We start from the raw sequence: 21821 nt of genomic DNA, 5'->3' as shown, positions 1-21821 counted from the left end.
GATCAAAATGACTTATCAGATTGTCTGTTTCAAGGACCTCGCGGCTTTTCGCGCAGCCAGCCTGAAATGGCTGCTGCCACGTCATACCGCCAATAACTCGCTCTATCTGGCCATCGAGCGAATGAATGAGGCGAACTTATCAATTCGGGCAAGCTGGCTTGCGGTGCTGTATCAGAGCCAGGTACCAGCCGGTGTCGCCATCATCCATTCACCACTGCCTTATCGGACAGTGCTGCTGTCCCAGCCGTGGCCCGTCGAGGCGCTGACGCCGCTGGCGGCGGCCTTGCGCGAATCGGCCGTGGTGCCAAGCGGCGTGCTCGCTGAGGCATCGGCAGCCCAGGGCTTTGCGGCAGCGCTGAAGCGCCCGTTTCGCAGCCGCTTTACCTTGATCCAATACGTTCTCCAGCGGCCGCCACAGGTGCCGGGTGGCCCCGGACAGATGCGCCCCGGCACGGCAGCCGATCATGCGCTGCTGTGCCGCTGGATAACGGGTTTCATCAACGATTGCCGTCTGGCTGACGATCCTACCCGGCTGCCTGCCGATGTGGCCGACCGTCTGGCCAGGGCACAGCCGTTCTATTGGATATGGGAAGCGGGCGGCCAGCCCGTGGCGGTCGCGTCGGCCACCGCGATAGGCGACTGTGCCCGGATCGGCACCGTCTATACGCCACCCGAGCGGCGCCGGCGCGGCTATGCCGAGGCGCTGATGGCAGCGCTATGCCGCCATCTGCAAAGTCAGGGGGTCAGCCAGATCCATCTCGATGCCGATCTGGCCAATCCCACCAGTAACGCGCTTTACCGCCGCCTCGGCTTCGAGGCGATCGGCGAGCGGGTGGAGCTGATCCTGGCATAGGGCAAGGTGGAAACCCTTTCCGCCTACTCAGAACCCTGCCAGCACCCGGTTAAGCAGCAGATCGACCGCAGCGGGCTCGGCCAGGGCGCCGAACTGCAAGCCGGGCGTGGCAAGGCGGGCGCGGCAGAAAGCCACAGCGATCGGTTCGGGCGCATGTTCGATCAGCAGGCCCGCCTGGAGCGCCAGCGCCAGTTGCTCGGTCAGCCAGCGTGCCGTGGCCGGGTCGGGGCGGCGCAGGGCCGTCAGCAGCGTGGTCAGATGGCGGTCGTATTCGGCCTGGCGGCCGCGCGGCCGCTCCAGCTCGGCAGCCAGGATATCCACCGCCTCCGGCTCCTTTGCCAGCGCCCGCATCAGATCGAGACACATCACATTGCCCGACCCTTCCCAGATCGAATTGACCGGCGCCTCGCGGTAGAGTCGGCCCAGAGCGCCATCCTCGACATAACCATTGCCGCCCAGCACTTCCATCGCTTCGGCCGCGAAGGTGATGGCCCGTTTACATACCCAATATTTGGCGACCGGCGTGACCACGCGGCGATAGACCTGGGAGCCGGGGTCGTCCTGCTTGTCGAAAGCCCGCCCCATCCGCAACGCCAGCGCGATCGAGGCTTCGACTTCGAGCGCCAGATCGGCGAGCAGGCTGCGCATCAGCGGCTGCTCGATCAGCAGGGCACCGAAAGCGCGCCGGTGGCGGCAGTGATGGACGGCCTGCGCCAGCGCTTGGCGCATCAGGCCGGTGCTGCCGAGCACGCAGTCGAGCCGGGTATAGGTGGCCATCTCGATAATGGTGGCAACGCCGCGTCCTGCCTCGCCCAGCAGCCAGCCCCAGGCGCCTGCGAACTCGACTTCGCTGGAGGCGTTGGAGCGGTTGCCGACCTTGTCCTTGAGCCGCTGGATCAGCACGGGATTACGGCTGTCATCGGGCTGCCAGCGCGGCACGACGAAGCAGGAGAGCCCGGCCTCGGTCTGGGCCAGCACAAGGTGGGCATCGCACTGCGGCGCCGAGAAAAACCATTTATGGCCGGTCAGACGCCAGCCTTCGCCGTCGGCGACCGCCACCGTGGCATTGCTGCGCACATCGGAACCGCCCTGTTTTTCGGTCATGCCCATCCCGATCAGCCCGCCATGCTTGCGCTGGAGCGGCAGATCGCGCGGGTCGTAATGGCGCGAATACAAAATGGAAAGCCAGTCGCGCGCCAGTTGCGGATGTTTGGCCAGCGCCGGAATCGAGCCGTAGGTCATGGTGGTCGGACACAGCGACCCCGATTCGACCTGGGCCTGCATCAGATAGCCGGCTGCGCGCGCCACATGGGCACCTGGCCGGGGTTCGGCCCAGGGGCTGCTGTGAAAACCGTTTTCAACGATACCCTGCATCAAGGCATGCCAGGCCGGGTGGAATTCCACCTGATCGATCCGGAAACCCTTCTGGTCGAAGGCGCGCAATTCAGGCGGATAATGATTGGCCAGTCGCCCGAGATCGAGCCGATCGGCCCGGCCCAGTTCGGCGCCCAGCGTCGCCAACGCCGGGGCGGCCCAGGCAGCGCCTTCGCGGCTCAGTCCCTCGCGCAGGGCCGGATCGGTGTCGAACAGGTTGTAATCGACCAGCGGGGGCGATTGATTGCTTACTTGATGGGTGGGCCAGCTCATATTGTCTCCTCTTGTGGCGGGAAAATCGGTTCAGTCTAGCAAGCGCTTGGCCGTTTGTCGGGCAGTGGGCTGCCCGATCGATTGATAGACCAACTCAGGTGTTCACACGGTCGAATTTGAAAGCAAGCAGCGGAGTGCGGGCTGTTCACGCCGTCGATAGAGTGCGTTTCATCGCCAGTAAGAAGGGAAGTCACGATGAATGCCGCCAGCAAATATGCCATCCAGGCCGCCGCCACCGAGCGTGATCCGCGCTGGGCGGCGGTCAAGGCACGCGATGCTGCCTGCGATGGCCTGTTCTATTACTCGGTCGCTACCACGGGGGTGTATTGCCGGCCATCCTGCCCGGCCCGTCAGGCCCGTCCGGGCCATGTCACTTTCCATGGCAGTCGCGAAGAGGCCGAGCGTGCCGGCTTCCGACCTTGCAAGCGCTGCCGTCCCGACCAGCCCCCGCTGACGGCGCAGCACGCGGCGGTGGTGACGGCGGCCTGTCGTTTGATCGAGACGGCCGAGGAGATGCCCAGTCTCGATACCCTGGCCCAGCAGGCTGGCCTCAGCCGCTATCACTTCCACCGTCTGTTCAAGGCCAACACTGGCCTCACCCCGCGCCAGTACGCCGCTGCCCAGCGCGCGGCAAGGTTGCGTGAACGGTTGGGCGAGGCCAGCAGCGTGACCGCCGCCGCGTTCGACGCCGGCTATCAGTCCAACGCCCGTTTCTATGCGGCAACCGACCAGGTATTAGGCATGAAGCCCACCACCTACCGGGCAGGCGGCGTGCAGGTGGCGATCCGCTTCGCCGTCGGCCAATGCTCGCTCGGAGCCATCCTGGTCGCGCAGAGTGAACGAGGGCTGTGTGCGATCTTGCTGGGTGACGATCCGGACCGGCTGCTGCGCGATCTGCAAGACCGCTTTCCGCACGCTGAACTGCTTGGTGGCGATGCGGCGTTCGAACAGCTGGTGGCCCAGGTGGTGGGCTTTGTCGAAGCGCCGGCACTGGGGCTTGCGCTGCCGCTCGATGTCCGTGGGACGGCCTTCCAGCAACGGGTATGGCAGGCGCTATGCAAGATTCCACCGGGCGAAACGGCCAGCTACAGCGAGATCGCCGAGCGTATCGGCGCACCTAGGGCGGTACGGGCCGTGGCCCAGGCTTGCGCCGCCAATGCCTTGGCGGTGGCCATCCCCTGCCACCGCGTGCTGCGCCAGGACGGCAGCCTGTCGGGCTACCGCTGGGGGGTGGAGCGCAAGCGTGCGCTGTTGGAACGTGAGGCCCAGTCATGACGCTCGATCTGTTTGCCGAGAGCGACGGCGCCGAATTGCTGGCGCCAGGCGCCTGGCTGTTGCGCGGCTTTGCGCTCGTCGATGCCCCGGTGCTGGTGGCCGCCATCGAATCGATCACAGCCGCCGCGCCCTGGCGCCATATGGAAATCCCGGGCGGCTTGCGTATGTCGGTGGCGATGAGCAATTGCGGCGACTACGGCTGGGTGGCCGACCGGCGCGGCTACCGCTATGACCGGCTCGACCCGCACAGCGGCCAGCCCTGGCCGCCGCTGCCGGCCGTGTTCGACAGGCTGGCCCGGGCTGCGGCAGTGGCGGCGGGCTATCCCGACTTTGCCCCCGACGCCTGCCTGATCAACTGCTACCGCGCCGGCACCCGGCTGTCCCTGCACCAGGACCGCGACGAACGCGATTTCAGCCAGCCCATCGTCTCGGTATCGCTGGGGCTGCCGGCCGTGTTCCTGTTCGGTGGCAACCGCCGCGACGAGCAGACTGCCCGGTTGCCGCTGCAGCATGGTGACGTCGTGGTATGGGGCGGCCCGGCCAGGCTGCGCTACCACGGCGTGCTGCCGCTCAAGCCCGGCAGGCATCCATTGACCGGTGACTGCCGGATCAACCTGACCTTCCGCCGTGCTGGCTGAGGAGACAGCAAGCGCTGCTGTGTCCTTAGGGCATTTCCATTGAAATCGGCGGCGCCAGACCTGGTGGAGCGCTGTATGCCTGCGCTTTGAGGTCTGGACACGCGACGCCGAATTGGCTGCTGGTGCAGTTCCGGAAAACCTGGGGTCAGAGGGGCCGAACACAGCGCGTCAGATCCAGACCGATCAACCAACGTTGCTGGTGACACCGATCTAGAGGGATAGGCGCAGAGTGTCACGCGGACTGGGTGCGTTGAGGTGCTGGCTTGCGAGGGGAGTGGTGACGCTGGATGCTGGGTATCCGTTGCCATGACTGTGGCAAGCAGCGTGGACGCGGAGAGAGGGTCTGATAGTTGGTATTAGGGATGATTTTTTATAAATCAAACATATTTGCCAACTTTGCTTGCAGTGATTTTGCAGAAAATTTTAATTATATATTCTTTCCGTCTACTGCTCCTCTTTCTTCTCTTTGGCTCGCGGATGCGTGGCGTCGTAGACCCGGGCCAGATGCTGAAAGTCGAGATGGGTATAGACCTGGGTGCTGGCAAGGCTCTGATGGCCCAGCAACTCCTGGGTAGCGCGCAGATCGCCGCTTGACTGGAGGAAATGGCTGGCACAGGCATGACGCAGTCGGTGCGGATGGAGGCGATCATGGATGCCGAGCTTGATGGCCCAGTCAGCCAGCCGCTTCTGTACGGCTCCGACGCCGATGCGCCGGCCGCGTCGGCTGACGAACAGCGCCTGCTGGTCGCGGTCGACCAGGGTCTGGCGCTGGGCGCACCAGGCGGCAACGGCTTGGCGCGCCCGCACGCCGACCGGCACGCGGCGTTCACGGTCGCCTTTGCCGCGTACCCGCAGCATGCTGCCGTTCTCTTCGAAATCGGTCATATCGACCCCGACCAATTCTGACACGCGCAGACCCGAGGAATAGGCCAGCTCGAACATCGCCTTGTCGCGCAGGCCCAGCGGTTCGTCTTCGGGCAGGGCATCGAGAAAACCGGCGGTTTCATCGGTGCCAAGCGGGCGCGGCAGCTTCTTGGCCATCTTGGGCGCCCGAACGCCCTGGGCCGGATTGGTCGGATAGCCCATCTCACGCTGTAGCAACCGGAACCAGCCACGCCAGGCCGACAGGCGACGCGCGATCGAACGCGGTTCCTGGCCACGGCTGCGCAGATTGCGCACAAAGCCGCGGATATCTTCGCTGGTCAGGCTGTCGAGCGGCCGGCCGGCGGCCAGTTCAAGCAGCAGACGGGCATCGGCCAGGTAGGCATCGCGGGTGGCGCGGCTTTTGCCGTGTTCGCCGTCGAGAAAGCGTTCGAGTCGCTGGTAGGGGGTCATGGCCGGATCAATCGAGACAACGGGCCAGCGCCGCCGAGGCCAGTTCGCCGATACGGGCCAGATACAGCGTGCCCATTTCGGGATAGAAGCGCTGCGGATCGGGTGAGGCCAGCACCATCAGCCCGAACGGCCGGTCGACCCGTAGCGCCACCTGGGCAAACGATTTGGCATGACCTGCGGCATCGCCAAACCAGGACAGCACCTCATCGGTGACATACGGGCCGCAGTAAGGCGTGGGCAGGCTGTTGGCGAGGGTCGGCACATCGGGGCTGACCGGGCTGAATTCCGTCAGCGTCTCGTCGCGCTCGCCACCCCACAGCCGGACCGCCAGCTGGGGAATGCGGAAATGTTCCTGCAAATGGTATTGCAAGGTGCCCAGCACAGCGGCCAGATCACGCGCTTGCAGCAGCGCCAGCGACAGCTTGTGGACCTTGTCGCCGATCTGGTCGTTTTCCTCGCCGAATTGCAGCAGCTCGGCCAGCTTGGTCTCAAGCAGCTTGTTCTTCTCGCGCAGCGTCAGAATCTGCCGCTCGGCCAGCGGAATCGCCCGTCCACCGTGCGGATGCGGAATGAAAATCTCGGCGATCAGGTCGGCGTAGTCTTCGAAGAATTGCGGGTTCTGCTGTAGGTAGGCAGCGATATCGTTGGCTTGCATGGCAGGCGGGGTAGGTGGTTGGGAAAGGCGCGGCAGGGGCGCCGTGTCCAACTATACACCGCGTCTTCAGCGGGTGCTGGGGCGGCAGCCGTCGAGCGTCGGGAAAATCTAGCGTTTTCGCTAGATCCCCCGGAAAAACAGGTGGGCCAGCGCAGGAATCTCCTGTTTTCGCTCATTTTTTCTGCGTGAGGGAGCCGTCGATGCTCAGTTAGACAATGCTTAGAGTCGCTGTAACCAGGCATCGAAGCGGCGACATTCGGTGCGTATCGTTGCCAAGCCGATCTCGAGCGCGCCGAGTGAACCGTACAAGGGCTGGTCATAAGCGGGATACGGGCTGGCAATCCGTGCTGGGCTGGTTGACCAGATTGAGGCAAACGAGGTCCGATGTTACCGGCAGTGGCTGTCGATAGCGTAGGACAGGCTGACGGTCACGAGAAACGAGGGAAGGGTTTGTTGGCGGCCAGGCAGAGAAAGTGCGGTGGCCGGCAAGGATCCGCGAGTCTGTCCTGCCATTGACTCGCGGACCTTTGGAAGACTTACTCGTACACCTTCTTGCCATTGCGCACAAACGGCATCTTCACCACCCGTGCCGGTTCGAGCTTGCCGCGTACATCGACTTCGATCGTATCGCCGACCTTGACCGCTGCCGGCACCCGGGCCATGGCGATCGAGATCTTCAGTGTGGGCGAGAAGGTGCCCGAGGTGATTTCGCCGTCGCCGGACGGAGTGACCACGCGCATATGCGAACGCAGTACACCCTTGCCTTCGAACACCAGGCCGACCTGTTTCTGGCTCAGGCCCGCTGCCTTTTCCGCCGCGATCGCTTCACGGCCGATGAAGTCGCGCTCGGCCGGCTCCCAGGCCACGGTCCAGCCCATGCCGGCCTTGAGCGGCGACACGCTGTCGTCCATCTCGTTGCCGTACAGGTTCATTCCCGCTTCCAGCCGCAGCGTATCGCGTGCGCCAAGACCGGCCGGCACCACCCCGGCGGCGAGCAGGGCATTCCAGAAGCCGGTGATTTCGCCGACCGGCACCATGATTTCCAGCCCATCTTCGCCGGTATAGCCGGTGCGGGCGATAAACCAGTCGCCCAGCGGCTGGCCGACGAAGGGCTGGAGCGACTCGATCAGCGCAGCCGCTTCAGGCTTGGCCGACTTGACACGCATCAGGGCATTCGGACCCTGTACCGCCACGATGCCCAGATCGCGCCGGGGCGTCAGGCTGACCGAGAAACCTTCGGCCTGACGGCCCATCCAGGCCAGATCCTTGTCGGTGGTGCCGGCGTTGATCACCACCCGATAGCCCCACTGGGTGCGGTAGACGATCAGATCATCCACCACCCCACCCTCATGGTTCAGCATGCCTGAGTAGAGCGCCTTGCCTTCGAAACCCAGCTTGGCCACATCGTTGGCGATCAGCCGACGCATGAAGGTGGTGGCATCACTGCCGCTGATATCGACGGCAGTCATATGGGAGACATCGAACATTCCGGCATCGCCGCGCACGGCTTCGTGTTCCTTGATCTGCGAGCCGTAGTTGATCGGCATTTCCCAGCCGGCGAAATCGACCATCTTGCCGCCGGCGGCGAGGTGGGCGTCGAACAGAGCGGTGCGTTGGGGCATGTTGTGTCCTCGTGGTGGAGCGTGGAAAGGCGCGTCTAAGGCGCCGGCTTATAGACGAAGCAGCCGTCGAGCAGGAATTCCCCCTGGCCGATCCGACCCTGCGGCTCGACCCGATCGAACGGCACCTGACGACCGTCCACCACGATATAGGCCGGGATCGGCAGATCGCGGTAACGGCCGACATAGGTGTCGGCGCGTGGATAGTCGACGGCTGGTGCTGGCGTCGGCGGGCTTTCCTCACGGACGGTCTGTAGCGCCATATCGCGCGCCGCCTTCTCCCCCGGTTGTTCCGGCAACAGGCGCAGATAGCCGCTGAACAGCCAGGCCGGTACGGTGACCCGCCGCACCCGCTTATCGTGGTCGATCACGCAGGCGACGCCAAAGCGGCGATGGCATTCGGGGCAGTCGGCCGTGGCCGCCAGCGCCAGCCGGTCGTCGATCAGCCGGGCCACGCCATGCATATGGCGGGCGTGCAGCATGGCACCGCAGTGCACGCAAGGCTTGGAGAACTGCTTGATCACCGTGCCATTGCGAAAACGCACAGGGAGGAAACTATCGAGACGGCTGGCTTGCATGGTACATAACCCGTAAGGTGAAGCATGGACAACGCGGGTGTTGGTTATTTTTATTTTTCTTTATATCGCGCTACATGTCTTGCGCGTTTTAGTCATATAAATGACCAGAAGAAACAGGCGAGCCGCAGCCCGCCCGTTTCGGATCAGGCAGCCTCAGGCGGCGTATCGGTCGCGGCCGAGGCGAGTTCGGTTTCAGCGGCCTCGGCGGCGGCTTCTGCCTCTTCGTTGGCGCTCAGTTCTTCCTCTTCGTCAGGCAGCAGCGCCACCGGCTCGCCGGCCGACAGCAGGCGGCACTCGAGCGCCAGGTCGAGGTAGTCGATGCCGACCCGCTGCAACCGCACCGGGGTGCCACGCGGCAGCTCGGGCAGACCGGCGATCCGGGCCACCAGCGGCAGACCGTCGAACCGCACCAGGTTTTCCTTGAGCACGGTGGCGGTCGGTTCGCTGATGTTTTCCTGCTCAAGCCAGCGCAGGCACCAGTAACGTTCCATCTTGGCCTGGAAATCGGCGTAGGCGTTGTAGGTCTGGTCGAAATCGCGCATCGCCGCAAACAGCATCGGATCGTTGCGGGCATAGCGCGGTGTTTCGGCGTCGAGCAGGGCCACCAGCTGCTGCTGGTTGATAAAGTCGACGGCGCGGCGCAGGGGCGAACTGGCCCAGGCGTATTGGGCGACTCCGAGTCCGACGTGCGGAGCCGGCTGGGTGGTCATCCGGACCCGGCCGGCGTTCTGGGCACGATAGATCGCTGCCACCCCCTGCTCGGCCAGCAGTTTGCCCCACTCGCTGTTGACATAGATCATCAGCTCGGCCACCAGCTTGTCCATCGGACTGCCACGCCGGCGCGGCTCGATCGCCACGTGGCGCTGGCCCGTGGCATCAGTGTCGATGCGGAAGCTGTAGTCGAGCCGCTCGACCCGGTTCGGGTCGGCCTTGCCGCGTTTTTCCTCGAGCCGGTTGGCAAGGCGCCATAGCAGCAGCAGTTCCTGCTTGTAGGGATAGTCGGGACCGGATTCAGGTTCCTTGACCGATTGTTCGTTGAAGAACGGCTCGATCGCGTCATGGCGCAGATTGGCGCCGATATGCACTCGCTCCACCCGGCTGTGATGGCCCAGCGGTTCGAATTCAGGGCTGACTTCGAGGTAGAGGCTCAAGGCCGCGCAGTCGCGGCCCTCGGCGAGGGTAAAGGCTTCGACCACGGCGTCGGGCAGCATGGTGATCTTGTTGCCCGGCATATAGACGGTGGAGAGCCTTTGCAGCACCACCTGCTCAAGCGCCGAGCCGGCTTCCACGCCCAGGGTCGGGGCGGCGATATGCACGCCGACGCGCCAATTGCCGTTGTCGAGCCGGACCACCGAGAAGGCGTCGTCGATCTCGGTGGTGGCCGAGTCGTCGATCGAGAAGGCGACCACGTCTGCATTGAGCAGGCCGCTCGGTGGCGGCGGCAGTTCGATGGCCGGGAAACCGGTGCCCTTGGGGAAATATTCGGTCAGGAAGCCATCGAGGAAATAGGCTTCGATATCGGGAATGGCGCCGCAGCGGGCCAGGAGACGCAGCGGCGACAACTGGGCGTTTTCGGCCGCCAGGGCGACGGCTTTCCATTCGATGGTGTTCTTGTCGGGACGGTGCAGCAGCATGCGCTGCTGGGCACGGATCGGCTCGGGCAGTTCGCCGGCAAGCAGGGCCTGCGACCATTGTTCGATCTGGGCGGTTTCGCGCTGTTTGCGTTCCTGGCCGGCCTTGGCGGCCTTGAGATTGTCTTCGGGAGCAGCCTTGTAGCGGCCTTTGCCCTTGCGATAGAAATACATCGGCGCCGAATGGAGGCGGATCGCCATCGCAGCCGCCTCGGTCGGGCTTGGCGCAGCGCCGTAGTATTCACGGGCGAGGTCCATAAAGCCGAATTCCTCGCCGCCGCTGCATTCCCACAGGAAATCGAGGTCGAGGCCGTCGGCCACGGTCTGCGCCTGCGGCAGGAAATCGTTGAGGCCGATCTTGTCAAAGCGCAGCAGCACGGCAGCCGCCTTGATCTTGGAGCGTTTGCCGCTCGCCGCTTCGACCTGGAGCGAGGCTTCAGACTCGCTCATGATGGCGCCGACCTTGAAGCCGCCGTCTTCTTCGTAGAATACGTTCATGGGGAACCGCTATTAGGCAAGAAACGAATTATAACGAAGCCCCGAAGCCAAGTCGCGCCGGATTTCCCCACGGTTTCAACTGTTTGACGCACTAAATCAGTGACTGTCCACCGGTAAACAGCACGATCATTCGACCATACAGCCCGGGGAAATGAACCATCCCCACATCAGAAGCGATATAGAACGAGGGGATGGCCAGTTGACCAAGGGCCCACCAGCGTCTTATCGAGGGTGAGGTGCGTGAGGCGAACCAGGCATAACTCAGCAGTACCCCGATAAAGCCCATCCCGCCCAGCCGGCTGATATCGCTAGCGATAATCATCTGGGCTCCCGCCAGAGCGATAGGCGCCACGATAAGCCATACATCCTGTTTCTGTCCGGCCTGCCACGCCAGCATGGCGCCACGACCTATGCTCACCCACGCCAGTTTGTAGGCGATCAACAGAGCCGCCAGCAAGCGTTCGGGATGTTGCTGAGACGATTTGAACGCCTCGAGCGGATAGAGGTTGGTCGGGTCGCGCAGTACCGATTGTTTACGCAGCAGCGCCTCGATGTCGAAGCCGAAATTCAAGGCCATACAGGCGCCATAGGCAGCCAGAATGGTTATGATCCAAACGGGTTTTTGCAGGCGTGGCAGCAGCGACAGCACCACCACTAGCCCGAGGGCCTCATGGGTCAGTAGCAGCAATACGATGAGCAAGCGCTGTGCCCTGGCACTTAGGTCACCCTGCCATAACATCAGCCCAAGCAAGAGGACCAGGGTGTCCGGATAGCCAGGAATCTGGAACTGATAGATCACAAACGCACAAGTGGCGAGCGCGAGCTTTTCCAGAAAGCTAATCTTGCCCGGCAATAGGCGATCCAGTGTGCTGATCACCAGAGCGATCGATAGCCAGCTTAGCCCCGCCGTATAGATCGGGAACAGCATGCCATCGAGATGTAGGTAGTAGGCCAGCGTGGGGTTCAGGAGCCGACGGTAGAGCCAGTTGGTGGGCTGGTTGAATGGATCGATGGAGACATGCTGGTAGGCAAAGCCCAGATTGAGGGGCAGGATATGGCTACTCAAAAGGTACAGGATCAGCATGATCAGCGCCGACTGTATCAGGGCACGACGGCTCCATAGCTGGGTTAGCTTATAGAGCTGCTGACGCACCGGCCGGGCCAGGACCAGCAGGGCACAGAGAAACAGACTGGCTTTGAGCTGGATCAGTTGGCGCAGATCGCTCTGCATCATGCTGACCGGTACGCCGTACTGGCGGGACAGATAGTTTTCGATCCGATCCTGCCCCACAGTGGCAATCAGAAACATCAACACGATAAAGAACAGCTCAATCAGGCTGAAGCCATGTTTATCGTCGCTGGTGGCTGGCGGTGGCAGCCTGGTGATCGTCGGTATAGCAGCATTCATAAGTCGTTGACGCATCGTAAGTCAATGGGCATGCAATAGGTATCCACAGTTATCAACGTGGTGCTGAGCTGGAAATTATATTGTCATAAAGCGGTCGGCGGAATGGCTATCAGCGGTTTTCCACCCGGACTCGCGCTCTTACGCACCATTTGCGTGTCCTGGTGCTCCGGCAGCAGCGGGGACCTTGTTAAAATGCCCATTTTGCCCCGCCGAGCCCGCCATGTCCGCCACGCTGCTAGAAGGTCTCAATCCTGAGCAACTTGCTGCCGTCACCTTGCCGCCTGTGTCGGCGCTGATTCTGGCGGGGGCCGGGTCCGGCAAGACCCGGGTGCTGACCACCCGGATCGCCTGGTTGCTGTCCACCGGTCAGATCGGGCCGCATGGAGTGCTGGCCGTCACCTTTACCAATAAGGCGGCCAAGGAAATGCTGACCCGGCTCAGCGCCCAGCTGCCGATCAATGCACGCACCTTGTGGATCGGTACCTTCCATGGCCTGTGCAACCGCTTTCTGCGCCTGCACTGGCGCGATGCCGGCCTGCCCGAGGCGTTCCAGATCATGGATTCGGCCGACCAGCAGGCCGCGGTCAAGCGGCTGCTCAAGGCGCTCAATGTCGACGACGAGAAATACCCGCCGCGCGAACTGACCTATTACATCAATGGCAACAAGGAAGAAGGACTGCGGCCCGACGCCGTGGCCGCGCACGACGATTACAGCCGGATGCAGCGCCAGCTCTACGAGGAGTACGAACGGCAGTGCCGCCGCGAAGGGGTGGTCGATTTCGCCGAGCTGCTGCTGCGCAGCTATGAGCTGCTGCGCGACAACGCGGCGCTGCGTGGCCATTATCAGGCGCGTTTCCGCCATATCCTGATCGACGAGTTCCAGGACACCAACCGGCTGCAATACCAATGGCTCAAGCTGCTGGCGGGCAAGGAACCCGAAGGCTCGGCGGCAGCCGAGGGCCAGAGCGCGGCGGTGTTTGCCGTGGGTGACGACGATCAGTCGATCTATGCCTTCCGCGGTGCCAATGTCGGCAATATGCATGACTTCCAGCGCGACTTCCGGGTGGAGACGGTGATCCGGCTGGAACAGAACTACCGCTCGCACGGCAATATTCTCGATGCCGCCAACGCGCTGATTGCGCATAACCGCAGCCGGCTCGGCAAGAATCTCTGGACCGAGGCCCCGCCCGGCGAACCGCTGCGGGTCTATGAGGCGGCGTCGGACTTCGAAGAGGCGGGTTTTGTGGTCGACGAGGTCAAGCAGATGCGGCGCGATGGCCAGAGCCTGGCCGATATTGCCGTGCTGTACCGCTCCAACGCCCAGTCGCGCGTGCTCGAACACGCCCTGTTCCAGGCGGCCATCCCTTACCGCGTCTATGGCGGCCTGCGCTTTTTCGAGCGGCAGGAAATCAAGCATGCGCTTGCCTATCTGCGTCTGCTGGCCAATCCCGAGGACGACAATGCGCTATTGCGGGTGATCAATTTTCCGGCGCGCGGCATCGGCAACCGTACCTTGGAGCTGTTGCAGGAGACGGCGCGCGGGACCGGCACCAGCCTGTGGCTGGCGGCCTGTTCGGGTGGAGCGGGCCGTAGCGCGGCGGCGGTGGGGCGCTTTATCCAGCTGATCGAGTCGATGCGCCACGAAGCCGAGGGGCTGCGTCTGCCGGAAAAGGTCCTGCTGGTGCTGGAACGCGCCGGTCTGCTCGACCATTACCGGGCCGAGAAGGAAGGGCAGGAGCGGCTGGAGAACCTCGATCAGCTGATCTCGGCAGCGGCCACCTTCGTGCAGGAGAACCAGGACGATCTGACGGCTTTCCTGGCCCATGCGAGCCTCGAAGCCGGTGAGCACGAGGCCCGGCCCGGCGAGGATGCCTTGCAGCTGATGACAGTCCATGCGGCCAAGGGGCTCGAATTCCATGCGGTCTTCCTGACCGGGTTGGAAGAAGGGCTATTTCCGCACGACAACAGCCGCGACGACCCCAAGGGGCTGGAAGAGGAGCGCCGGCTCGCCTATGTGGCGCTGACCCGGGCGCGGCGCCGGCTCTATCTGAGCCTGGCGCAGAGCCGCATGCTGCACGGCCAGACCCGGCTGTCGGTTGCCTCGCGCTTTCTCGACGAGATTCCAGCGGCGCTGCTCAAGTGGCTCAACCGTGGCTACGCGCCTGCGGCCAAGCCGGCCTCAACTTTGCGTTCCAACGCCGAACAGGAACATGGCTTGCGAATCGGTCAGCAGGTCGAACACCCCAAATTCGGCGGTGGCGTGGTGGTGGCGTTCGATGGCCACGGCAATAACGTCAATGTCCAGGTGAACTTCGGCGTACAAGGGGTGAAATGGCTTGCTTTGGCGCAGTCGCGACTTACACTGTTGAATTGATGGTGCATTCGTACTGTGGCGATTTAATTTTTTGCGATCTGGCAGGGCACCGCAACACATCTGTGCCGGCAACGACGCCACGGTGGAAAACCGGTACAGCGGGAGTAGGGAAATGGCAGAACTGGCCGGCAATTCGGCGTTATTCGCTGCGCGTGCCTCCCGTGCCGTAGGAGAAGACAATCCTGATGGCATGTCGCGCACCTTTCTCGGTCCGATGGTCGAAGTCGACTACAGCAAGAAACGTTTTCTGATTATCGACGCCCTGCAAGAGATGCGGGCGGCCATGAACAACACGCTGTCTTCGTTCGGCGTCACCAAAATCGAGTATGCCCATCGAGCCACCGAAGCGGTGGGCATGATCAAACGCAGCAATTACGACATCATCCTGTGTGACTTCGACCTGGGCCGTGGCTACGACGGCCTGCATCTGCTCGAAGAAATCCGTCTGCACAACCTGGTCAAACCCTCGGCCATCTTCATGATCGTCACCGGCGAGCGCCGCTCGCGCATGGTAATCTCGGCCGCCGAAATGGCGCCGGACGACTATCTCCTCAAGCCCTTCACCGGCGAAGAGCTCAAACAGCGGCTCGACCGCATCTATCGCAAGAAGTCGTCGTTCGAAGTGCTCGACGCCGCCATGCTGAACCAGGACTACTTCAAGGCCCTGGCCGAGTGCAACGACCGCATCGAGCAGAAAGACCCGTTCGTGGTCGACTTTCTGCGCATGAAGGGCCGCATCGCCCTGATGATCGGCGACTATGCGCTGGCACGGCAGACCTTCGAAGCGGTGCTGGCCGCGCGCGATATTCCCTGGGCGCGCATGGGCCTGGCCAAGGCGCTGTTCCATCTGAAGGAATACCCCGAATCGAAGCGGATCTTCGAAAGCCTGCTGGCCGAGAACGACCGCATCATGGAAGCCTACGACTGGCTGGCCAAGATCCACCAGGCCGAACATCACTACCAGGATGCCCAGGGCGTGCTGTCGCGCGCGGTCGAGTTGTCACCGGCCATCGTGCAGCGGCAGAAGAAGCTGGGCGAAGTGGCGATGAAGAATGGCGACTTCGACACCGCCAAGCAGGCCTTCATGCAGACCATCCAGATTGCCAAATACTCGTTCTGGCGCGACGCCGGCGACTATATGAGCCTGAGCAAGGCACTGCTCGGCTCAGGTGAGGTGATGGAAGCCGCCAAGACCGCCGCCGAGGTCAGACGTGAGTTCCGTGCCGACCAGAAGGCCGAGATGCTGGCCAATCTGATGGAGTGCCAGATCGCCATCAAGCAAGGCAACAACGAGCGGGCGCAGCAACTGCTCGGCAAGGCCAAGCAGTCTTTCCAGAGCGCGGGCGCGAGCTTCCCCGATCAATATGTGCTGGAACTGGCCGAAGCCTGTTTCCGGGTCGGCGACGAGGCAGAAGGTGGCGAGCTGGTGCAGAAGGTACTGAAGAACCACCACGAGGACCCGGCCGTGCTCGAACGGGTGGCGGCGGTCTACGATAACGTCGGCCTGTCGGATCTGGGCCAGCAACTGATCGAAGACAACGCCCGTGCCATCGTGGAGGTCAACAACCAGGCGGTGCGCAAAGCCCAGGCCGGCGATCTGGAAGGCGCGGTCGAGCTGTTCATCCATGCCGTCGACGAGATGCCGTCCAACGTCCAGGTGATGCTCAACGCGGTCAACGCCTTGCTGGCCTACGTCACCCGCAAGGGCTGGCACGACGAGTATATGCATCTGGCCAACCACTACCTGGAACGGGTACGGGCGCTCGAACCTGCCAGCATGAAGTACCTCAAGCTGCGCGACGCCTACGCCCTGACCAAACGGCGTTTTCGCACTGCTGGCTGATCAGGCTGTCTGAAAACGCTTTATTTTATATTTCATTTAAATGCCGCCCCATGTATTGGGCGGCATTTGCATTTAATTTGATGAATAGGTGGCCGGGTCAAAACTCAGCCGCTCACCCAGTCCCGAGACCCGACGGGTGCCGCGCTCGATGCCACGCGCCAGCACGTCAGGCCGGCCCCAGATCTCGGCGCGCCGGCGGGCACGGGTGATCGCGGTGTAGATCAGGCTGCGGGTCAGGACCGGGCTGTCCTCATCGGGCAGGATCAGCAGTACCTCGTCGAATTCCGAGCCCTGCGACTGATGCACCGTCATCGCATAGGCCGGCTCGTATTGCGGCAGGCGATAGGGCGACAGCGCACGGAAGCCGCCGTCGCGCTCGAACCAGACCCGCAGCCCGCCTTCACCGTCGGCCAGTGTCAGGCCGATATCACCATTCCATAGCCCCAGGGTTGGATCGTTGCGGCGGATGATCAGCGCCTCGCCCGGGTAGTGCGGCCGCCGGCCATCGTGGCCCATCAGCCGGGCGGCAAACAGCCGGTTGATCGCCGCCACGCCGGTCGGCCCGTCACGCAGCGCACACAAGACCCGCAAACGCTGGAAGGCGGCAAAGGCGCTGGCCGGATCGGTGGTGGCAACCGCAGCGCGATAGGTCTCGAACGCCGGCCGCAGCCGGGCCAGCAGCGCATGCCACCAACTGGCCGCATCGCCGGCCTGCAAGGCCAGATCGGGATGACCGCCTTGCAGCAGCGCGAGCGCCGCGGCCGCGTCGCCGCTGTTGGCATGGCGCGCCAGGGCGCCGACGCCGCTGTCGGCATGGAAACGGTAGCTGTCGCGCAGCAGCGCCACGCCGTCGGACAGCGGGGAGCAGGCGGCTGGTCCGGTCTCGATGGTGCATACCCGGCTGAGCCGGCGGGCACCGGTTGGGCTGTGGCCGGCCAGTTCGCTCAGTTCGGCGAACACGGCGCCGGGCTCGACCGAGGCGAGCTGGTCGCGGTCGCCCAGCAGGATTAGGCGGGACTTGCTCGGTAAGGCGTCGAGCAGATGGGCGAACATGGCCAGATCGACCATCGAGGCTTCGTCGACCACCAGCGCGTCGAGCGCCAGCGGCTGTTCGCGATGATGGCGCGGCGTGGCCGAATCGGGCCGGAAACCGAGCAGCCGGTGCAAGGTGGTGGCGCTGTCGGGCATGGCGGCGGCCGTCACCAGATCGAGCGCCAGCCCGGCGCGGGCGCCGCGCAGCGCCTCGACCATCCGGGCGGCGGCCTTGCCGGTGGGAGCGGCGAGGCCGATCCGGCTGTCGGGTTCGAGTTCGAGCAGGGCGGCCAGCACCCGGGCCACCGTGCTGGTCTTGCCGGTGCCGGGGCCGCCCGAGATCACCGCTATCCGGTTAAGCAGCGCAGTGGCCGCCGCCACGCGCTGGCCGTCATGGTCGGGCCGGCCCGGAAACAGCCGGTCGAGCACCGGTTTGAGTTTCTGCGGGGCGATGTTGCTGGGACCGGCCCGCTCGCGCAGTTCGCGCACCAGCCGGGTCTCATCCCACCACAGTCGGGTCAGATAGAGCCGGTCGCCATCGAGGACCAGTGGGGTATAGGCATCTTCGTCGGTCCCCACGCCACGGCAGACGCCGTCCGCGAGCAGGTCTGCCCGCCAGGTCGCCAGCGGCGGCAGCGTCAGACCGAGGACACGTCGGCCGGCGTATTGGTCGAGCCGCAGACAGACATGACCATCGAGGCTCGCTTCCAGCGCCAGTGCCGCTGCCGCGAGACTGGTCTCGGCGCAGGGACGACAACTGGCCAGCCAGCCGATCAATTGGCGGGTCAGCGGGCGGGTCTGCGGCAGCCAGGCAGGACGGCTCATGCGCCGTCTCCACAAAACAGGGTCTGCAAGCCTTCGAGCAAGGCGGCGTCGGGTCGGTAGGACCAGACGCCCCGGCCCGGCTGGGCCGGATCGATGCCGCGCAGAAACAGATAGATCGCCCCGCCGAAATGGCGCTCGAATTCGTAGCCGGGGCGGCGCCAGCGCAGAAAGCGATGAAGCGCCACGCAATAGAGCAGGGCTTGCAGATAGTAGTGTTCGCTGGCCATCACGGCTTCGAGCCGCGACGGCTCGTAGTCGGCCGCGCCAAAACCCAGCCGGTTCGATTTGTAGTCGAGGATGTAATAGCGCCCGTCCAGCTCGCAGGTCAGGTCGATATAGCCCTTGAGAAAACCGCCGCCGACCTCGGCGTCGAGCGCACGGGCGGCAGTGACGAACGAGGCCGGCAGGCCATGGCTGCTCAGCAGATCGGCCAGCCGGCTCCAGGCCAGTGGAGCGAGACAGTAGGTGAATTCGAGTTCAACCAGTCGCTGCCGTGGCGTCAGATCGCATAGCCGCGCGCCGTCGGGCGTCAGCGGTGCCTTGAGGGTCCGTTCGACCAGGACGGCGGCGGCGCGGGCCCAGTCGGGGGAGAAACCGTTGGCGGGCAGCACCTCATGAGCCAGCTCGACCAGCTCGGCATGGCCGGCGGCGAAATCGCAGCGCTCGAACAAGGTATGCAGCGCGACCCCGGCCCGGGCACCGGCCGGGAATTCCTCGACCGAGAACGGTCGATCGGGCTCTCTGGGTATCTCGTGCAGCGTCACGGCGATATCGTGGTCGGGCCGCTCGTCATGGCGGCCGGCCGTCAGCGAGGAGAAGCTGGCCATCTTCCAGCGCCAGCTGAGTCGGCGGCGGATATGGCGCAGTTGCGGCCGGGCCGTGGCATCGACCTCGCGCCGGCTCAGGCGGCCCGGCGGCGGCGGGGCTTCGAGGGCCATGGTGCCGTTGGAGGCGGCGACGAGCGCAGTCAGCTCGGCCTTGCGACGGCTGCCATCCTCCTTTTCCTTGCGATCGCGTGCCCGTTGCTCGCCACCGGCCAACAGCCAGGCCAGTGCCGTGTCCTCGATGCCGTTGACTTCGCCCCAGGTCAGGAAACAGGCCGATTTGGGCCGGGTCAGCGCCACATAGAGCAGGCGCAATTTTTCGGCCAGGATTTCCCGTTCCGCCGCATCGCGCCGCTCGGCCAGCCGGCTGGAACCGAAGTCGAGCACCGCTTCGCCGTCCTCGTGACAGAGCGCGGCAGCGGTCTTGCGCGACTGACTGCTGTCCCACAGAAACGGACAGAACACCACCGGATATTCCAGTCCCTTGGCCGCGTGCACCGTCACCAGCCGCACCCGGGCCGCATCGCTTTCCAGCCGCATCAGGCGGGCATTGCCTTCGCTGTCGCTTTCGCTGCCCGACAGCGTGAGTTCGGCGCGGAACCAGGCGATCAGCGGGGTAAAGCCCGGACGGGCGCGATGCTCGACTTCGATCAGTTCAAACAGATGCAGCAGATTGGTCAGCCGCCGTTCGCCATCGCGCAGTTGCAATAGACGGGTCGGGACACCCGCTTCGTGCAACCAGGCGGTCAAGGCGGTGAGCGGACCACGGTTGAGCCAGAGCTGGTACCAGCGCCGGAAACGGCCGATCTGACGCTCCCAGGCGTTTTCGTCGTGGCACAGCAGATCGAGCTGGGCGGCGTCACCGCCCATCAGCAGGGTGGCCAGCGCGGCCCGGGCGCTGGCGTCGCCCGGCTCGGCGATGGCGGCCAGCACCTGGAGCAGCTCTATCGCCTCTTCACTATCGAATACGCTCTGCCGGCTGACCCGCACGCTGGCCACGCCGCGCTCGGCCAGGGCGCGCTGCACGGCCAGCAGCCGGTCATGCTTGTCGGCCAGCACCGCAATATCCCCTTCGTTGAGCGGCCGCTCCCCGAGCTTCACCCGGCCGGCCCGCGCCCGCTCAAGCAGGGCGACGATGGTATCGGCGCAGACCGTGACGGCCTGCTCGCGGGCGTTTTCCTTATTGAGTGCGGCGTCACCCAGCCATTGCCAGCTCAGTGCCGGCCGCTCCTCACCGTCCTCGGTCAGTGGCGGTTTGTCGTCGAGCGCAGCGACACTCGGGTAGTCGAGTTCTTCGAGCAGAAACGGCGAGCTGGCGCGGCTGAACAGAGCCTCGATAGCCTGCACCAGCGGCGGCCGGCTGCGCCGGTTGACGGCCAGGGTGTACTGACGTGTGGCCTGGCGTCTGGCGGTCAGATAGGCATTGAGATCGGCACCGCGAAACATATAGATCGCCTGTTTCGGGTCGCCCACCAGAAACAGCGGCCGGTCATCGCCCGCTTCGGGGCCGAACAGGCGGTCGAAGATGCGGAATTGCAGCGGGTCGGTGTCCTGGAACTCATCGATCAGCGCCGCCCGATAACGCAGGCGGATCGCCTCGGCCAGGCCCGGACCGGCCGGACTGTCGAGCGCGCGCGCCAATTCGACCAGCAGATCGTTGAAACCCATCGCCGAATGCTCGTGCTTGAGCCGCGCCAGTTCCGCCTCGACTTCGCGCAGCAAGGCCGCCTTGCGTGCTGCCAGACGGTCCTGATAGGCCGCTTCGAGCCCGCTGGCGAGTTCGAGCAGCTCGGCGCAGCCGTCGAGCAGCGGATGGCGGGGCGGCTCGCCGCCCTTGTTGGTGTATTTGTCGAGATTGGCCGGGGTGAGCTTGGCCAGCAGCTTGAGGCCCGCTGTGTCGGGGATGCCGCCGTGTCGCAGCCAGTCGGCCCAGCCTTGCAGGGCTTGATCGATCTGGGGGGGGGAATACTGCTTCTTGTTGAGCTTGGGATGCGCATGGAGCAGCCGGCCCAGGTCCGGTGCTTCGCTGTCCCAGCGCGCCAGCAGCGCTGCCCGGCGCCGGGCCAGCTCGGCCGTGGTGGCGGCGGTATCGGGTGCGCTCGGGGCTTCGATGCGCAGATAGGGCTTGCTCAGATGCGGCCGCAATTCCTGCTGCCAGCGGTCGGGCGACTGGTCGGCCGCCACCAGAAACGCTGCCCAGTCGTCGTCCGCCGTATCGGTCTCGCGCCGCCAGGCGGCGTCTACGGCGGCCTGGAGCAGCTCGGTCTCGTCGGCGATAAAGGCCCGCCCCAGTTCGAGGCCGGCCGCCAGCGCCTGTTCGGACAGGGCGCGCTGGCAGAAGCCGTGGATGGTATAGACCGCCGCCAGATCGAAGCCCGATACCGCAGCTTTGAGCCGCAGCGCCAGGGCCGGCCGCTCGGCTTCGGGATAGCCGCGGACCAGGTCGCGGCAGAAGTCGTCATGGGCACTCAGGGTTGGGTCGGGGTCGGCCAGCGCATGGGCAATCTCGGCCAGCCGGGCGCGGATGCGGCCACGCAGCTCGGCGGTGGCCGCGCGGGTATAGGTGACGACCAGAATGGCGTCGGGCGCCAGCTTCTGTTCCAGCACCAGCCGGGCATACAGCGCGGCGATGGTCCAGGTCTTGCCGGTGCCGGCGCTGGCCTCGATCAGATTGACGCCGTCGAGCGGCAGCGTAAGCGGGTCGAAGCTCATGCGGCGTGGGCGGTGGTCGAACGTTTTCCTAGCATGGGCGCATTGTGCGGTATCGGCAGTGGCTGGGCCAAGCG

15 protein-coding genes are annotated in these 21821 nt (G+C 64.5%); 5 read left to right on the top strand and 10 right to left on the bottom strand.

Translation table 11 applies throughout. The features are described from left to right. The first annotated feature begins 7 nt into the window (after positions 1–7). Positions 8–853 (top strand): GNAT family N-acetyltransferase, encoded by an 846-nt coding sequence (locus ACFOW7_RS12990; protein WP_378164893.1) that lies wholly within the window; start codon positions 8–10, stop codon positions 851–853. A gap of 27 nt (positions 854–880) precedes the next feature. Here the strand turns inward: ACFOW7_RS12990 and ACFOW7_RS12985 are convergent, their stop codons facing one another. Further along, positions 881–2500: an isovaleryl-CoA dehydrogenase gene (locus ACFOW7_RS12985; protein WP_378164891.1), complete on the bottom strand. Its 1620-nt coding sequence runs from the start codon at positions 2498–2500 to the stop codon at positions 881–883. A 195-nt stretch (positions 2501–2695) separates the two neighbouring features. Here ACFOW7_RS12985 and ada point away from each other — a divergent pair, with 195 nt between their 5' ends. Both ada and alkB read left to right on the top strand, forming a co-directional pair. Then, complete coding sequence (gene ada / locus ACFOW7_RS12980; RefSeq protein WP_378164889.1) at positions 2696–3775, top strand: bifunctional DNA-binding transcriptional regulator/O6-methylguanine-DNA methyltransferase Ada; 1080 nt, start codon at positions 2696–2698, stop codon at positions 3773–3775. Beyond that, complete coding sequence (gene alkB / locus ACFOW7_RS12975; RefSeq protein WP_378164886.1) at positions 3772–4413, top strand: DNA oxidative demethylase AlkB; 642 nt, start codon at positions 3772–3774, stop codon at positions 4411–4413. Before ada ends, alkB begins: the two co-directional genes overlap by 4 nt. A gap of 444 nt (positions 4414–4857) precedes the next feature. Here alkB and ACFOW7_RS12970 read toward each other — a convergent pair whose 3' ends face one another. From ACFOW7_RS12970 to ACFOW7_RS12940, 7 genes are all read right to left on the bottom strand, one after another. Next, positions 4858–5748 (bottom strand): tyrosine recombinase XerC, encoded by an 891-nt coding sequence (locus tag ACFOW7_RS12970; protein WP_378164884.1) that lies wholly within the window; start codon positions 5746–5748, stop codon positions 4858–4860. A gap of 7 nt (positions 5749–5755) precedes the next feature. Next, positions 5756–6403, bottom strand: coding sequence for a DUF484 family protein (locus tag ACFOW7_RS12965; protein ID WP_378164882.1), 648 nt, complete (start codon positions 6401–6403; stop codon positions 5756–5758). A 219-nt stretch (positions 6404–6622) separates the two neighbouring features. After that, a complete protein-coding gene (locus ACFOW7_RS12960) occupies positions 6623–6745 on the bottom strand; it encodes a hypothetical protein (RefSeq protein WP_378168033.1) in 123 nt (40 codons plus the stop codon). A gap of 194 nt (positions 6746–6939) precedes the next feature. Beyond that, positions 6940–8025 carry a glycine cleavage system aminomethyltransferase GcvT gene (gcvT, locus tag ACFOW7_RS12955; RefSeq protein ID WP_378164880.1) on the bottom strand — a complete coding sequence of 362 codons (1086 nt, stop codon included), beginning with the start codon at positions 8023–8025 and terminating at the stop codon, positions 6940–6942. A gap of 35 nt (positions 8026–8060) precedes the next feature. Then, on the bottom strand, positions 8061–8600 hold the full coding sequence (locus ACFOW7_RS12950; protein ID WP_378164878.1) for a hypothetical protein: 540 nt from the start codon (positions 8598–8600) through the stop codon (positions 8061–8063). 143 nt (positions 8601–8743) lie between these two features. Continuing rightward, a complete protein-coding gene (locus ACFOW7_RS12945; RefSeq protein WP_378164876.1) occupies positions 8744–10729 on the bottom strand; it encodes a ribonuclease catalytic domain-containing protein in 1986 nt (661 codons plus the stop codon). Positions 10730–10820: 91 nt separating this feature from the next. Beyond that, positions 10821–12137 (bottom strand): hypothetical protein, encoded by a 1317-nt coding sequence (locus tag ACFOW7_RS12940; RefSeq protein WP_378164874.1) that lies wholly within the window; start codon positions 12135–12137, stop codon positions 10821–10823. Between the two features lie 220 nt (positions 12138–12357). Here ACFOW7_RS12940 and ACFOW7_RS12935 point away from each other — a divergent pair, with 220 nt between their 5' ends. Together ACFOW7_RS12935 and ACFOW7_RS12930 are read left to right on the top strand one after the other, a co-directional pair. Then, positions 12358–14511, top strand: a complete 2154-nt coding sequence (locus tag ACFOW7_RS12935) for a UvrD-helicase domain-containing protein (protein WP_378164872.1) — start codon at positions 12358–12360, stop codon at positions 14509–14511. A gap of 112 nt (positions 14512–14623) precedes the next feature. Further along, complete coding sequence (locus ACFOW7_RS12930) at positions 14624–16354, top strand: response regulator (protein WP_378164870.1); 1731 nt, start codon at positions 14624–14626, stop codon at positions 16352–16354. A gap of 72 nt (positions 16355–16426) precedes the next feature. On the opposite strand, the gene recD is transcribed toward ACFOW7_RS12930, so the two are convergent. Continuing rightward, positions 16427–18211 (bottom strand): exodeoxyribonuclease V subunit alpha, encoded by a 1785-nt coding sequence (gene recD / locus ACFOW7_RS12925; protein WP_378164868.1) that lies wholly within the window; start codon positions 18209–18211, stop codon positions 16427–16429. Further along, positions 18208–21747 (bottom strand): exodeoxyribonuclease V subunit beta, encoded by a 3540-nt coding sequence (gene recB, locus ACFOW7_RS12920; RefSeq protein WP_378164866.1) that lies wholly within the window; start codon positions 21745–21747, stop codon positions 18208–18210. Before recB ends, recD begins: the two co-directional genes overlap by 4 nt. Between the last annotated feature and the right edge of the window lie 74 nt (positions 21748–21821).

Origin of the sequence: Chitinimonas lacunae (assembly GCF_042650885.1) — a bacterium.
In the GTDB taxonomy this organism is placed as follows: Bacteria; Pseudomonadota; Gammaproteobacteria; order Burkholderiales; family Chitinimonadaceae; genus Chitinimonas_A; species Chitinimonas_A lacunae.
This window is presented reverse-complemented; position numbering and strand designations above follow the sequence as displayed.